Raw genomic sequence first — 13,103 nt, forward strand, 5'->3', positions numbered from 1 at the left:
ATTCGACTCGATGCCCCAGCCTTCCCGAAGTCTGTCCCATCATTTCCCATGACCGCGTGATCCCGCCGGTCGCGTCCCATGATGTCCCATCGCGGTCCTTGCATTGTGACCGATGCGCTTGTACGCCAATTTTGTCATGGTCCGGGCAACACCCGGTGAAAAGGGAACGTGGTGCAAACCCACGACTGCCCCCGCAACTGTAAGCGGCGAACGTGTTCGGCATATGCCACTGGGAAACCGGGAAGGCCCGAGCCACGTGAAGACCCGCAAGTCAGGAGACCTGCCGTGACAGATCACCCTACATCCGCGCGGGGCGCGCGGGGTGTAACGGTTCTCCGGCGTGGTGGCGTTCACCGTCCCTGGCATGGCCCGGGACAGACAGGCACACACGCGGGAGACAGGAGCGATGCGGCTCTTTGGTGCTCTGATGGTTTTGACGGGGGGGATGTTCCTGACATCGCTCTTTGTCGGCTATGCCGCGATCCCGCTTGGGGACGGCATGGCCGCGCTGTTCGGCGCGGGCGATCCCCTGTTTGTCACAGTGATGCAGGACATCCGCCTGCCCCGCACCCTGCTGGCGGCGATGGTTGGCGCGTCATTGGGTCTGGCCGGGGCGGCGATGCAGGGCTTTCTGCGCAACCCGCTGGCCGAACCGGGGCTGATCGGCGTGTCCGGGTCGGCGGCGCTTGGTGCGGTCATTGCGCTGCAAACCGGGTTTGCCGCGACCTTTCTGCTGGCGCTTCCCCTCACCGCCCTTGTATTTGCCGGGGCGGCCGTGGGCCTGATCCTGCTTTTGGCCGGGCCGCGCGGGTCGTCGCTGACGCTGATCCTTGCGGGGATCGCGGTGTCGGCCTTTGCCGCAGCACTCACCTCGCTGACGCTCAACCTGTCGCCCAACCCCTATGCCGCGTCCGAAATCGTATTCTGGATGATGGGCAGCGTCGCGGACCGGGCAATGACCCATGTCTGGCTGGCGCTTCCGATCATGGCGCTGGGGTGGCTGGCGCTGGCCACATTGGGCCGGGGCCTTGATGCGCTGACGCTGGGCGAAGACGCGGCCGAGGCGATGGGCATCTCGCTCAGCACCCTGCGTCTGCAACTACTGTTCGGCACCGCTGCCGCTGTGGGGGCCGCCACGGCGGTTGCCGGTGCGGTTGGCTTTGTGGGGCTTGTTGTGCCCCACATCCTGCGCCGCTTTGCCCATGGTCAGCCCTCGACCCTGCTCTGGGCCTCTGCCCTTGGCGGGGCGGCGATGGTTCTTGCCGCCGACCTTGCCACACGCCTGATCCTGCCGGACCGCGATCTGAAACTTGGCGTTGTCATGGCCCTGATCGGGGCACCCTTGTTCCTCCACCTGATTTACAAAACCCGGAGGGAAATCGCGTGACCCTCCTGTCGCTCAAAAACCTGACCGTCCGGCGCGGTGAATGCCCTGTCGTCGATAACGCCACCCTGACAATCAAAGACGGCGAATGCGTTGGCCTGATCGGCCCCAACGGCGCTGGCAAAACCTCGCTCCTGCGCGGTGCGCTTGGCCTACTGCCGCATGAAGGACAGAGCAACCTTGCCCAACTGCCCGCCAAAGACCGGGCCGCCGAGGCCGCGTGGCTGCCGCAAAAACGCGAAATCGCGTGGCCTATGTCTGTTGAACGTGTCGTCGCATTGGGTCGCCTTCCCTATCTTGCCCGTGGCGCATCTTTAGCGCGCGAAGATGAAGACGCGGTAAACGCCGCCCTGTCGCGCATGGGGCTGACCAATTTCCGCGACCGCATCGCAACGCAGCTGTCCGGCGGCGAACAGGCGCGCGTGCTGATCGCGCGTTCTTTGGCACAGGACACGCCGCTGCTTCTGGCGGATGAACCGATTGCCGGGCTTGATCCCGCCGCCCAGATCGCCACGCTCGACGTATTCCAGGGCCTCGCCCGCGAAGGCCGGGCGATCTTTACGTCGCTGCATGATCTGTCGCTCGCTGCACGCTACTGCACACGCCTTGTCGTGATCAGCCAGGGCCGCATCGCGGCGGACGGCCCAACCGACCAAGTCCTGACAAAAGACATGCTGGCCGAGGTCTTTCACCTGCGCGCCGATATCGTGCTCACCTCGTCCGGACCGCTTGTTGAACCGCTGGGTGTGCTCAGATGACGCGCCTGTCCGATAGATTGCCATCGCGGCCCACCGCGCCTCGCGCCACCGCTGACAAGGACATCCCCCTATGATGACCAACACAGTCGACTTTCTGAACCGTGGCGGCCCGGCGCTTTGGGTCATTGCCGGATTAAGCATCGTCACCCTGGGCCTGATCCTGTGGAAACTCTGGAGCCTGTCCCGCCTTGGCGCGTGGCGGCGCGAGGCCACGGAAACCGCCGTGACCCTATGGCAAAGCGGCCATCGCGACACTGCACAGCAAGGTCTGCAGAGCAGAACCGGCCTGCGCGCGCGGGTGGTCAAATCCGCAATGGCGGCACAGCAGGCCATGTCACCGGACGATGCCCGCGAAGAAACCTCCCGCGTGGCGCGTGGCGCGTTGCTGGAGGCCGGCACCGGATTGCGCGCGCTTGACCTGATCGCCACCATCGCACCGCTTGTCGGCCTGCTGGGCACCGTTCTGGGGATGATCGAGGCGTTTCAGGCCCTGCAGGACAGCGGCGCGCGCGCCGATCCGGCGGCACTTGCGGGAGGCATCTGGCAGGCATTGCTGACCACGGCGGCGGGCATGGCCGTGGCGATTCCCGCCTCCATGGCGCTTAGCTGGTTTGACAGCGTGAATGACCGCCTTGCGCATGACTTCGATGATCTGGCCACGCGCGTGTTTTCAAAACCCGGAGCAAGGACCGATGCTTGATCTGCGCCGCAGCGTAAAACGCCGTCGCATCGGGCTGACCCCGATGATCGACGTGGTGTTCCTGTTGCTGGTCTTTTTCATGCTGGCCGCCCGATTCGGGGCAACCGACGCCATTCCGATCACGCTGTCGGCTGGCGGACCCTCCGGTTACGAAGGCCCGCCGCGCCTGCTGACGGTGTCGCCCGACGCGTTGCGCGTAAACGGGATCGACACGCCGGACGCCGTCGCCGCATTGGCGGAATTGATGCCTTCCGACGATGCGGTGATCGTGCTCAGACCCGCCGACAGCGCGTCGGTGCAACGTCTGCTTGACGTGATGAGCCAATTGCGCGCGGCCGGATGGACCAATCTGGTGGTGCTGGAATGAAGGCAGGGCTGACACGGATGCGCCGCCCGCGCCGGACCAGCCGCGAACCGGTTGTGCCGATGATCAATGTTGTCTTTCTGCTGCTGATCTTCTTCCTGATGACCGCCCAGATCGTGCCGCCCGCGCCGTTTGACATCACCCTGCCCACCGCCGGTGGCGAAGACGATGCCGCCCGCGACACGCTCTATCTGGGTGCTGACGGCACGATGGCCTTTGCCGATGCGCGCGGCGATGCCGCCCTGGCGGCGGCTGTCGCTGCCTCAGAGCAATCCCCCCTGCGCGTTCTGGCCGATGCGCAGCTCGACGCCGCAACGCTGGCCCGCACGCTTGCCAGTCTGACGGCGCTCGGGGCAACCGCGATTGACCTTGTGACAGAGGGCGGCTGATGCGGGTTGTCGAAGTCGCCCTGTTTCTGACCCTGTCCGGTGCCCTGCATGTCGCAGCGCTGACGCTGGCCCCCCCGCAGACCGGCGGCAGTGGCGGTGGTGAAGGCGGGACCGCCGATTTGTCCCTGACAGCGGCATCCCCCACCCTTGCGGCGATGGTCGACGCGTGGGATCGCCCGCCCGAGACCAGCACCGCCCCGGTGATGCAGCCGCCGCAACCGGCACCAGAGGCACCAAGGCCCACAGCCGAAAGGGCGGTCCTCACACCACCCGCGCCAGAAACACTGGCCCACGCGGCCCTTGCCCCGATGCCCCCCGATCTGGATACCCGGCTCCCGGCCCCGCCTGTTCCGTTGGCGCAAACCGACCTGGGCCAGTTCGAAGCCCCGGCTCTGCCGTTACCGGCAGCCCTGCCGCGCACAACGCAGACCGAACGCCCCATGAGACACCGGCCGGACGCCGCAGTGCCCAATGCGGCAAGCGATGCCCTGCCAACAGTGGACACCGCCCCGCCGCGCGGCGCGTATGCCCCCACGGCGTCGCTTCGGCCCGAAGCCCGGACCGTTCGCAGGGCGGCCCCCGCAAAAGCCAAACCTGCACCGTCTGCTGCACGCCCGGCGCAAACCGCGCGCGGATCAGGCCAGTCGTCCAGCTCGGCAGTAGCACCCAAGACAAAAGCCCCGGCCGCAGCCGGTCCGTCAAAAGCGCAACTGGCGCAGGCTCAGGCCAGCTGGGGCGCAAAAATCCGGTCCTCCGTCGCCCGCGCGCAGCGCTATCCCAACGGCACACGCGCCCGTGGCACCGTCAAACTTCAGATCAGTGTCAGCCCGGCGGGACGGGTTGTGGGGGTGTCGGTTGTGCAATCGTCGGGGGACCGCCGGTTGGACAAGGCGGCCCTCGCGGCGGTCAAGCGCGCACGTCTGCCGCGCGCGCCCAAGGGACTGACCGCCGCCAGCTACCGGTTCAACCTGCCGCTCTCGTTCAAGCGATAGGCCAGGCGTTACGCCATGCCGCCGCCGATCAGGCGGTCGGCCAGCGCGGCATAAGCGTCTGACATCTTGCCCGAACTGCTGGCGATTGGCGCACCGCCATCTCCGGCAAGCCGCGTGTCCAGATCAAGCGGCAACTGCGCCAGCAACGGAATGCCGCGTTTTTCGGCCTCTTCCGCCACGCCGCCGGCCCCGAACACATGGCTTTCGCCGCCACAATGGGGACAGGTGAACACGGCCATGTTCTCGATCAGCCCAAGAACCGGTGTTTTCAGTGTGTCGAACATATCAAGCGCCTTGCGCGCATCCAGCAGCGCCACATCCTGCGGGGTGGAAACCACGATGGCACCCGACACCTGTGCCTTCTGACACAATGTCATGGCCACGTCGCCGGTGCCCGGTGGCAGATCCACGATCAGAACATCCAGCGTGCCCCAGGCCACTTGCGACAACATCTGTTGCAGCGCCCCCATGAGCATCGGACCGCGCCAGACCACGGCCTTGTCCTCGGGCAGCATCAGGCCGATGGACATCACCGTCACCCCATGCGCGGTCAGGGGTTCAATGGTCTTGCCATCCGGGCTGGCCGGTTTTTGCGACACCCCCATCATGCGCGGCTGGCTGGGGCCATAGATATCTGCATCCAGCAACCCCACGCGCCGCCCGGCCCGTGCCAGTGCCACCGCGAGATTGGACGAGACAGTCGATTTCCCGACCCCGCCCTTGCCAGAGCCAATCGCCAGAATGCGGTCAACACCGGACGGTTTCATGGATCCCGCCTGCGGTTTCGGGTGTCCGCCGATCTTCAGCCCTTTCGGAGGGGCCTTGCCGTCGCTATGGGCGGTCAGCGCAACAGTGACCTGCGCGACACCGGGCAATTCGGACACCACCGCTTCGGCGGCCTTGCGCACCGGCTCCATCAGGCGGGCGATCTCGGGCGACGGCGCTTCGATCACGAAACGCACCTGCCCGCCTTCGACCTGTACCGCCCGCACAAGATCTGCCGATATCAGGTTTTCACCGTCCGGAAGCGCCACACGCGCCAATGCCGAGCGGATGTCCTCAACTGTTATACGCATGCGCGTTCTCCTTGGCTGTCGTCTGCAAGTGGCACTCGACACGCGGTCCTGCAACCGTCCGCCCGCAAATTACCCACCTCTTAGAAGGATTGCTGAAATTTCCACCATTTAGCCTATGCAATTGCTGCATAGCGGCATTGAAGCAAATGGATATTGTGCAGTTGCAGCATTTGCCTATCTTTGGCTCAACGAAACGCAGACGATATTCGAGACAGAGACACACATGGCATACCAGAGCAACATCACATCGATCGCACCGCAAAGCCTGTCTGAACAGCTTTCGGCTTATATCACAGACTTCCGCGCCGCGCTGGCGCGTCGGAAGGTCTACCGCAACACGCTTAACGAACTGCGCACGCTTGGCCCGCGCGAGCTGGATGACCTGGGTCTGAACCGCTCCATGCTCAAGCGCATCGCCTACCAGGCGGCGTACAAAGCCTAAGGCTTACGCAGGTCTGCTGCCACACGCGCAGCCTGCTCTACGGATCGGACGCCCTCTCCTCCTCCCTGGGCGCTCCGTATATGACGGTGACATCTCTCCTCCTCCCTGGTGTCACCGTCACCTTTTTCCGGGTCATTGACCCAATCGAGATCGACACCTTCTCCTCCTCCCTGGGTGTCGTGAACTGGAACGGTGATGCCTCTCCTCCCTTGGCATCACCGTTTTTTGTTTTCTGGGACCCGCTTTGAACGGCACAGGCGGACGGGATTTCGAAATCCCGTGCCCAAGGCCATTCGAATGGCCTTGCACTTTCCCCGCCCCTTTGGGTTTTCCTTTGCCCGCCCATTCGCTAGATGAGGCGCAACAGAACACCTGTGGCCGCCTGTTGCGGCACAAAAGCGGAACCTGACCCATGGCGATGGACAAAAAATTCGACGCGGCAGAGGCCGAAGCCCGGCTTTACAAGGCCTGGGAGGACAGCGGCACGTTCAAGGCGGGCGCAAACGCGTCGCGCGACGACACGTTCTGCGTGATGATCCCGCCGCCGAACGTGACCGGGTCGCTGCACATGGGCCATGCGTTCAACAACACGTTGCAGGATATTCTGGTGCGCTGGCACCGGATGCGCGGGTTCGACACGCTCTGGCAGCCGGGCACCGACCACGCCGGGATCGCCACCCAAATGGTGACCGAACGCGAAATGGCCGCCAATGGTGAGCCGTCGCGGGCAGAAATGGGCCGCGAGGCGTTTCTGGATCGCGTCTGGCAGCAAAAGGTCAAATCGCGCGGGACAATTATTGGTCAGTTGAAGCGTCTGGGCGCGTCTTGCGACTGGTCGCGCGAGGCGTTCACCATGGGGGGTGCTGCGGGAGATCCGGACGCGGGCAAAGGCGCACCGAATTTTCACGACGCGGTGATCAAGGTCTTTGTTGAGATGTACAACAAGGGTCTGATCTATCGCGGCAAACGGCTCGTGAACTGGGACCCGCATTTCGAAACCGCGATTTCCGATCTTGAGGTCGAGAATGTCGAGGTTGCGGGCCATATGTGGCACTTCAAATACCCGCTCGCGGGGGGAGCCACCTATACCTATGTCGAGAAAGACCAGGACGGCAATGTCACGCTTGAGGAAGAGCGCGACTATATCTCTATCGCCACAACCCGCCCTGAAACGATGCTGGGCGACGGTGCGGTGGCCGTGCATCCGTCGGATGAACGCTATGCGCCGATCGTCGGTCAGCTGTGTGAGATCCCGGTGGGCCCGAAAGAGCACCGCCGCCTGATCCCGATCATCACGGATGAGTACCCCGACCCTGATTTCGGCTCGGGCGCCGTAAAGATCACCGGCGCGCATGACTTCAACGACTACCAGGTCGCCAAGCGCGGCGGCATTCCCATGTACCGCCTGATGGCCACAAAGGGCCAAATGCGCGACGACGGTGCGCCCTATACCGAAGCGGCCGAGGTTGCCGGTGCCGTGGCGCGCGGTGAACGGACGTTGGGTGAGGCGGAGACCGATATGCTCAACCTCGTGCCCGATCACCTGCGCGGGCTGGACCGGTTCGAGGCCCGCAAGGCTGTGGTGGACGAGATCACGGCCGATGGTCTGGCGGTGATGACCTCCGCCGATGATCCGCGGTTGGGCAAGAGCCGGGCAGAAGCCCGGCCTACGCAGGACGACGAAGACGAAAGTAGGCCGGGCGTCAGCCCGGCACCCGACATGGTGCCGCTGGTCGAGGCCAAGCCGATCATGCAGCCCTTTGGCGACCGCTCCAAGGTGGTCATCGAACCGATGCTGACCGACCAATGGTTCGTGGACGCGGAAAAGATCGTTGGCCCGGCCCTTGATGCGGTGCGCAATGGCGACGTGACCATTGTGCCGGAATCGGGGGAGAAGGTGTATTACCACTGGCTTGAGAACATCGAGCCGTGGTGCATCTCGCGTCAGCTGTGGTGGGGGCATCAGATCCCGGTGTGGTACGGGTTCGATCTGGCCCGCGAAGGATTCCGCGATGACGAGGGCGACGGCGCGCTTGATCTGGTCGAAATGGCCCGGTTGCTGGACTCGCAAAGCCTGCTGAAAGGCAATGAACGGCATCACGCGGCGGCGGCGTTTGAGGACGTTCAGGCGCAGTTTGCAGACGTGTTGTCAGGGCTGCCAACGCCACTGAACCATGCCCGCGTAATTGAGGTCGAAGACCGCGCGGCGGCGGCGCATGCGCTTGCGGCAAGTCTTGCGCAGTATGAAGCGCATAATCAGGATCCGACGAAACTGGTCTATCCCGTCTGGCGCGATCCCGACGTGCTGGACACGTGGTTCTCGTCCGGTCTCTGGCCCATCGGCACGCTGGGCTGGCCCGAGCAGACGCCGGAACTGGGCAGGTACTTTCCGACCTCGGTTCTTGTCACCGGGCAGGACATCTTGTTCTTCTGGGTTGCCCGCATGATGATGATGCAACTGGCCGTGGTTGATGAGATCCCGTTCAAGGACGTCTATCTGCATGGCCTCGTGCGCGACGCCAAGGGCAAGAAGATGTCCAAGTCGCTCGGCAACGTGGTCGATCCGCTTGAGATCATCGACGAATACGGCGCAGATGCGCTGCGGTTCACCAATGCGGCGATGGCCTCATTAGGCGGCGTGCTGAAACTCGATATGCAGCGGATCGCGGGGTATCGGAACTTTGGCACCAAGCTGTGGAATGCCACGCGCTTTGCGGAAATGAACGGCGTGTTCGAAAACCGCACGCCAAGCGCCGACATTCCGCGTGCCACCGCCACCGTGAACACCTGGATCATCGGGGAGACCGCCCGCGTGCGGGCCGAGGTGGATGCGGCGCTTGACGCCTACCGGTTCGATGATGCGGCGGCGGCGCTCTACCGCTTTGTCTGGGGCAAGGTTTGCGACTGGTATGTCGAATTCGCCAAGCCCCTGCTGGATGAGAAAGCGCCAGAACGGGCGGAAACGCAGGCCGTCATGGGCTGGGTCATCGACCAGTGCCTGATCCTACTGCACCCGATTATGCCGTTTATCACCGAAGAACTCTGGGGGGTGACGGGCGACCGGTCCAAGATGTTGATCCATGCGGATTGGCCCAGCTATGGCGACGATCTGATCGACGCCGAGGCCGACCGCGAGATGAACTGGGTGATCAGCCTGATCGAAGGCATCCGATCGGCGCGGCAGCAGATGCACGTGCCGGTGGGGCTGTACCTGCCGCTGGTTGTCAAGGACATGGACGCCGCCGCCCGTTCCGCGTGGGAGCGCAACGAGGTGTTGATCAAACGCCTTGCCCGGATCGAAGCCTTGACCGAGGTCGAGAGCTTCCCGAAAGGCTGCGCCACGGTTCCGGCGGTTGGGGCAACCTTTGGCATGCCCCTGGCCGACATCATCGATGTCAGCGCGGAAAAGGACCGGTTGGAGAAATCGTTGCAAAAGCTGGCCAAGGAAATCGGCGGGTTGAAGGGGCGTTTGGGCAACCCGAAATTCGTCGACAGCGCCCCGGACGAGGTGGTCGCCGAAACCCGCGCCAATCTGGCCGCCCGCGAAGCCGAAGAAGCCAAGCTGAAAGACGCGGTGGCGCGTCTGGCAGAACTGGCCTGAACCACGCACCAACGCCCCGCGCGGGGCGTTGCCCGGCGGGGTGTGTCGGTGTTGGGGTCGTGCCCCAACGCTTTTGGAAAGAAGCGGCGCCGCCCCGAGGGTCGACCGCCTTTGCATATGTGCCGGGGTTGCCCCCGTGACTGCACTACTGGCCTTTGTCAGTCAGCGTGATCGCCTCACGCCACGGGCAAAGTCTGGTCTGTCGCGGCATGGGAGTGACCCTTCCCGCTCGATGCGCATCGTGGGGGCACTCTGCGCGGCACAAGGTTAACACTCTCTCAGTCGCCCGAGCGTTGCGTGTAAGGGGTTTCGAAACCCCTTGGCCAAGGCCTTTCGAAAGGTCTTGCGATCAGCCCGTGATGTCGGGTGTGACCCGGATGACCGTTGGGACCGGGGCGTCAAACGCCTGCAGAACCGCGTCCTGCATCGCCTCCAGCGTGTCTGGCTGCACGGCCAATGCGCCATAGGCGTTCGCCAGAGCCAGGAAATCGGGGTTGCGCGCGACAACCGCGTTGGGCGCGATCTGGCTGCGGACCATGCTGTCCTCGATCTCGCCCAGCTTGCCGTTGTCCCAGACAAGGATCGGCAGGGACAGGCCCAGTTCGACCGCCGTACCCAGTTCCTGAAGCGTGTATTGCAGCCCGTAATCCCCGGCGATGGCCAGCGTCGGCAAACCCGGTCGGGCCACCGCGCCGCCGATGGCCGCGGGCATCGCGTATCCCAGCGTGCCAAACCCGAACGGATGATGCCAGTGCCCCGGTCTGGGCATGTCCCACACCTCCTTGGCGGCATAGGCAAACTGCGTCATGTCGGAATAGATCATCGTGTCATCCGGCAGGACCGCTTTCAGCGCGTCGCAGACCGGCAGGAGACCGGGCCGTTCGGCGTCGATCTCTGCCCGCCACGCGGCGCGTTGCCGGGCGACCTGTGCCGCGTCCCATTTCGCGGGCTGGTCTTCGGTCCGGGCCGGGATGGCGATGGTCATCGCGCGCAGAAATTCGCCCGCGTCCGCAAGGATCGCCGTATCCTGCGGCGACAATCTGTCAAAGCAGGCGGGGTCGATATCCACCCGGATCATCGGCGCGGTGTGCCCCAGCGTGGGCCGCCACAGATCGACATCCGACAAGGCGGATCCAACGACAATCACAAGATCCGCTTCGGCGGCGATCTTGGCGCAGTCCGGGCGGGCCAGCGCGCTTCCGAAGTAGAGCGGCGCGTCGCCCGGCACCAGACCCCGTCCGGCATAGGTGACCATCGACGCCGCCCCGGTTTGCCGCAACAGATCCGGGATCACATCCGCCGCCCCCCGCGCCCCGCCACCAAACACGATGAGCGGTTTGCGCGCTGCAAGCACGGCGGCAACCGCCGCATAGACATCATCGTGGCGTGCGGCCGGATAGGTGGGGCGCCGTTTGAGTGGCTGTGGTGCCGGATCCGCCAATGCGCCCAGCGTCTGGATGGGCACCTGCATGTGAACCGGACGGGCGCGGGTGCTTGCAAATTCGTTCAGCGCACGGTCGATCAGCGCATAGGCCGAGGCCGCGTCGCGGGCCTCTTCCGACCAGGCACAGACCGCGTCCGCCGCCGCGCGCTGATCGCGCATCTGGTGCAATTGTCCCCGCAGGGCCGAGGTTTCGTCCAGACAGGACGAGATCGCCAGCACCGGCACGCTGTCGGAATAGGCCTGCCCCAGCGGCGTCAGGATATTGGTCAGACCCGGCCCGCTGATCACATAGGCCACGCCCGGCTTGCCCGATGCGCGGGCATAGCCATCGGCCATGAACCCCGCCCCCTGTTCGTGGCGCGCCAGAACATGGGTGATCCCGGCCTGTTCGATCCCGCGATACAGCTCGACATTGTGCACACCGGGAATGCCGAAGATCGTGTCGACGCCCCGGTCCTTCAACATGTGCGAAATTTGCGCCCCAAGCGGTTGTTTGGTCATCAGGCTCTCCAGAAAGTCACGGTGAAGATGGCGTAAACCGCCAGAAGTTCGAGCCGGCCCAGCAGCATCCCGATGGACAGCATCCATTTGGCGGTGTCGTTCAGGCCCGCGAAATTGCCCGCCGGGCCAATTTCATCCCCCAGACCGGGGCCGATATTGGCCAGCGCAGCCGCCGCCCCCGAAACCGAGGTTGTCAGGTCCAGCCCGGTCATGCCCAAGGCCACGGACAAGGCGCCAAGGGTCACGACGAAGAACACGAAGAACGAAATCACCGAGTTGAGGACTTCGTCACTCACCGGGCGGCCTTCGTAGCGCGGCATGAACACGCCATGCGGCGACCGCACCTTGCGCAGCTGCACCCAGATCGACGCGAACAGAAGCTGATAGCGGAAGATCTTGATCGAACAGGCGGTCGAGCCCGCACAGCCGCCGATCAGGCCGATAAAGAAGAACGTCGCCACCGCCATTGGCCCCCAAAGCCCGTAATCCTGCGAGGCGTAGCCGGTGCCGGTGATGATCGACACGACGTTGAACAGGGTCTTGCGGACGGCCTCTTCGTCATTTGCGCCCATCACAAGCATTCGCCAGAGCAGCAACAGCAGCACCAGCACAAACACCGTGGCCAGGAACACCCGGATCTGGCTGTCGCGCAGCAGCGGTTTGATACTGTGGCCCGTGGTCAGCTGCACGTAGCGCACAAAGGGCAGCGCGGCGAGCAGCATGAACACGGTAGCGACATATTCGGTGGCCGGGCCAAACGCGCCGAACGACGCGTCGTAATTGGCGAACCCACCGGTGGCGACGGTGGTCATGGCATGCACGGTGGCGTCAAAGACCCCCATTCCGGCAATCAGGTAAGAGGTGGCACAGGCCAGCGTCAGCCCGACATAGATGCTGGAGATCGAGGCCGAAATCTCGGTCGCGCGGGGCAGGATTTTGCCCATGGTGTCAAAGCTTTCGGTGCGAAAGATCTGCATACCCCCGACCCGTAGTTCGGGCAGGAACACCATCGCCACAACGATGATACCGATGCCGCCCAGCCATTGTAGCAATCCGCGCCACAGCAGCAGGCCTTTGGGCAGCTCTTCCAACCCGGAAAACACCGTTGATCCGGTGGTGGTCAGCCCCGACATGGCTTCGAAAAACGCGTCGACGAACCGGGCCTCTGTCGCGCCCAGCACAAACGGGATGGCCCCGAAGATCGGCAAAGCCACCCACACCCCGGTGGTGAGCAAAAAGGTCTGCTGGATCGACAGACCCTCGCGCACCCCGTTGGCGCAGGCCAACGCGATGAGACCACCGGAAAACATCGTCAAAACAGCGCTTTGCAGGAAGACCGGCCATTCGCCGCGCCCCTCGGCCAGATCCACGAGCAACGGCAGCAACATCGTTGCCCCGAGCACGGTCACCAGCAGGCCAATCACATATGCAACGGGACGGATGTCGAACATA

The 13,103-nt window shown here is 64.2% G+C and carries 11 protein-coding genes and 1 riboswitch; of the genes, 8 read left to right on the forward strand and 3 right to left on the reverse strand.

Annotated elements, in window-relative coordinates; translation table 11 throughout:
• The first annotated feature begins 120 nt into the window (after positions 1-120).
• Positions 121-303: riboswitch (cobalamin riboswitch) on the forward strand.
• 103 nt (positions 304-406) lie between these two features.
• The 6 genes from MWU54_RS03490 to MWU54_RS03515 all read left to right on the forward strand — a co-directional run bounded on the left by MWU54_RS03490 (position 407) and on the right by MWU54_RS03515 (position 4,587).
• Positions 407-1,387 (forward strand): iron ABC transporter permease, encoded by a 981-nt coding sequence (locus tag MWU54_RS03490; RefSeq protein WP_247080800.1) that lies wholly within the window; start codon positions 407-409, stop codon positions 1,385-1,387.
• On the forward strand, positions 1,384-2,142 hold the full coding sequence (locus MWU54_RS03495; RefSeq protein ID WP_247080801.1) for an ABC transporter ATP-binding protein: 759 nt from the start codon (positions 1,384-1,386) through the stop codon (positions 2,140-2,142). Before MWU54_RS03490 ends, MWU54_RS03495 begins: the two co-directional genes overlap by 4 nt.
• 70 nt (positions 2,143-2,212) lie before the next feature.
• Positions 2,213-2,842, forward strand: coding sequence for a MotA/TolQ/ExbB proton channel family protein (locus tag MWU54_RS03500; RefSeq protein WP_247080802.1), 630 nt, complete (start codon positions 2,213-2,215; stop codon positions 2,840-2,842).
• Entirely contained in the window at positions 2,835-3,209 is a 375-nt protein-coding gene (locus MWU54_RS03505) for a biopolymer transporter ExbD (protein ID WP_247080803.1), read from the forward strand. The genes MWU54_RS03500 and MWU54_RS03505 overlap by 8 nt, the downstream gene beginning before the upstream one ends.
• A complete protein-coding gene (locus tag MWU54_RS03510) occupies positions 3,206-3,595 on the forward strand; it encodes a biopolymer transporter ExbD (RefSeq protein ID WP_247080804.1) in 390 nt (129 codons plus the stop codon). Before MWU54_RS03505 ends, MWU54_RS03510 begins: the two co-directional genes overlap by 4 nt.
• On the forward strand, positions 3,595-4,587 hold the full coding sequence (locus tag MWU54_RS03515; protein ID WP_247080805.1) for a TonB family protein: 993 nt from the start codon (positions 3,595-3,597) through the stop codon (positions 4,585-4,587). Before MWU54_RS03510 ends, MWU54_RS03515 begins: the two co-directional genes overlap by 1 nt.
• 8 nt (positions 4,588-4,595) lie before the next feature.
• Here the strand turns inward: MWU54_RS03515 and MWU54_RS03520 are convergent, their stop codons facing one another.
• Positions 4,596-5,663: an Mrp/NBP35 family ATP-binding protein gene (locus MWU54_RS03520; protein WP_247080806.1), complete on the reverse strand. Its 1,068-nt coding sequence runs from the start codon at positions 5,661-5,663 to the stop codon at positions 4,596-4,598.
• Positions 5,664-5,886: 223 nt separating this feature from the next.
• Here MWU54_RS03520 and MWU54_RS03525 point away from each other — a divergent pair, with 223 nt between their 5' ends.
• A complete protein-coding gene (locus tag MWU54_RS03525) occupies positions 5,887-6,105 on the forward strand; it encodes a DUF1127 domain-containing protein (RefSeq protein ID WP_247080807.1) in 219 nt (72 codons plus the stop codon).
• A 412-nt stretch (positions 6,106-6,517) separates the two neighbouring features.
• On the forward strand, positions 6,518-9,706 hold the full coding sequence (locus MWU54_RS03530) for a valine--tRNA ligase (protein WP_247080810.1): 3,189 nt from the start codon (positions 6,518-6,520) through the stop codon (positions 9,704-9,706).
• A 349-nt stretch (positions 9,707-10,055) separates the two neighbouring features.
• Here the strand turns inward: MWU54_RS03530 and MWU54_RS03535 are convergent, their stop codons facing one another.
• On the reverse strand, positions 10,056-11,651 hold the full coding sequence (locus tag MWU54_RS03535) for a 5-guanidino-2-oxopentanoate decarboxylase (RefSeq protein WP_247080811.1): 1,596 nt from the start codon (positions 11,649-11,651) through the stop codon (positions 10,056-10,058).
• On the reverse strand, positions 11,651-13,102 hold the full coding sequence (locus MWU54_RS03540) for a TrkH family potassium uptake protein (RefSeq protein WP_247080812.1): 1,452 nt from the start codon (positions 13,100-13,102) through the stop codon (positions 11,651-11,653). The genes MWU54_RS03535 and MWU54_RS03540 overlap by 1 nt, the downstream gene beginning before the upstream one ends.
• Between the last annotated feature and the right edge of the window lies 1 nt (position 13,103).

Origin of the sequence: Marivita sp. S6314, from assembly GCF_023015985.1 — a bacterium.
GTDB lineage: Bacteria > Pseudomonadota > Alphaproteobacteria > Rhodobacterales > Rhodobacteraceae > Marivita.

Coding starts and splice junctions, on each gene's coding strand:
- MWU54_RS03535 (WP_247080811.1), bottom strand. CDS start 11,651: ATGACCAAACAACCGCTTGGGGCGCAAATTTCGCACATGTTGAAGGAC.
- MWU54_RS03500 (WP_247080802.1), top strand. CDS start 2,213: ATGATGACCAACACAGTCGACTTTCTGAACCGTGGCGGCCCGGCGCTT.
- MWU54_RS03505 (WP_247080803.1), top strand. CDS start 2,835: ATGCTTGATCTGCGCCGCAGCGTAAAACGCCGTCGCATCGGGCTGACC.
- MWU54_RS03520 (WP_247080806.1), bottom strand. CDS start 5,663: ATGCGTATAACAGTTGAGGACATCCGCTCGGCATTGGCGCGTGTGGCG.
- MWU54_RS03525 (WP_247080807.1), top strand. CDS start 5,887: ATGGCATACCAGAGCAACATCACATCGATCGCACCGCAAAGCCTGTCT.
- MWU54_RS03490 (WP_247080800.1), top strand. CDS start 407: ATGCGGCTCTTTGGTGCTCTGATGGTTTTGACGGGGGGGATGTTCCTG.
- MWU54_RS03515 (WP_247080805.1), top strand. CDS start 3,595: ATGCGGGTTGTCGAAGTCGCCCTGTTTCTGACCCTGTCCGGTGCCCTG.
- MWU54_RS03530 (WP_247080810.1), top strand. CDS start 6,518: ATGGCGATGGACAAAAAATTCGACGCGGCAGAGGCCGAAGCCCGGCTT.
- MWU54_RS03510 (WP_247080804.1), top strand. CDS start 3,206: ATGAAGGCAGGGCTGACACGGATGCGCCGCCCGCGCCGGACCAGCCGC.
- MWU54_RS03540 (WP_247080812.1), bottom strand. CDS start 13,102: ATGTTCGACATCCGTCCCGTTGCATATGTGATTGGCCTGCTGGTGACC.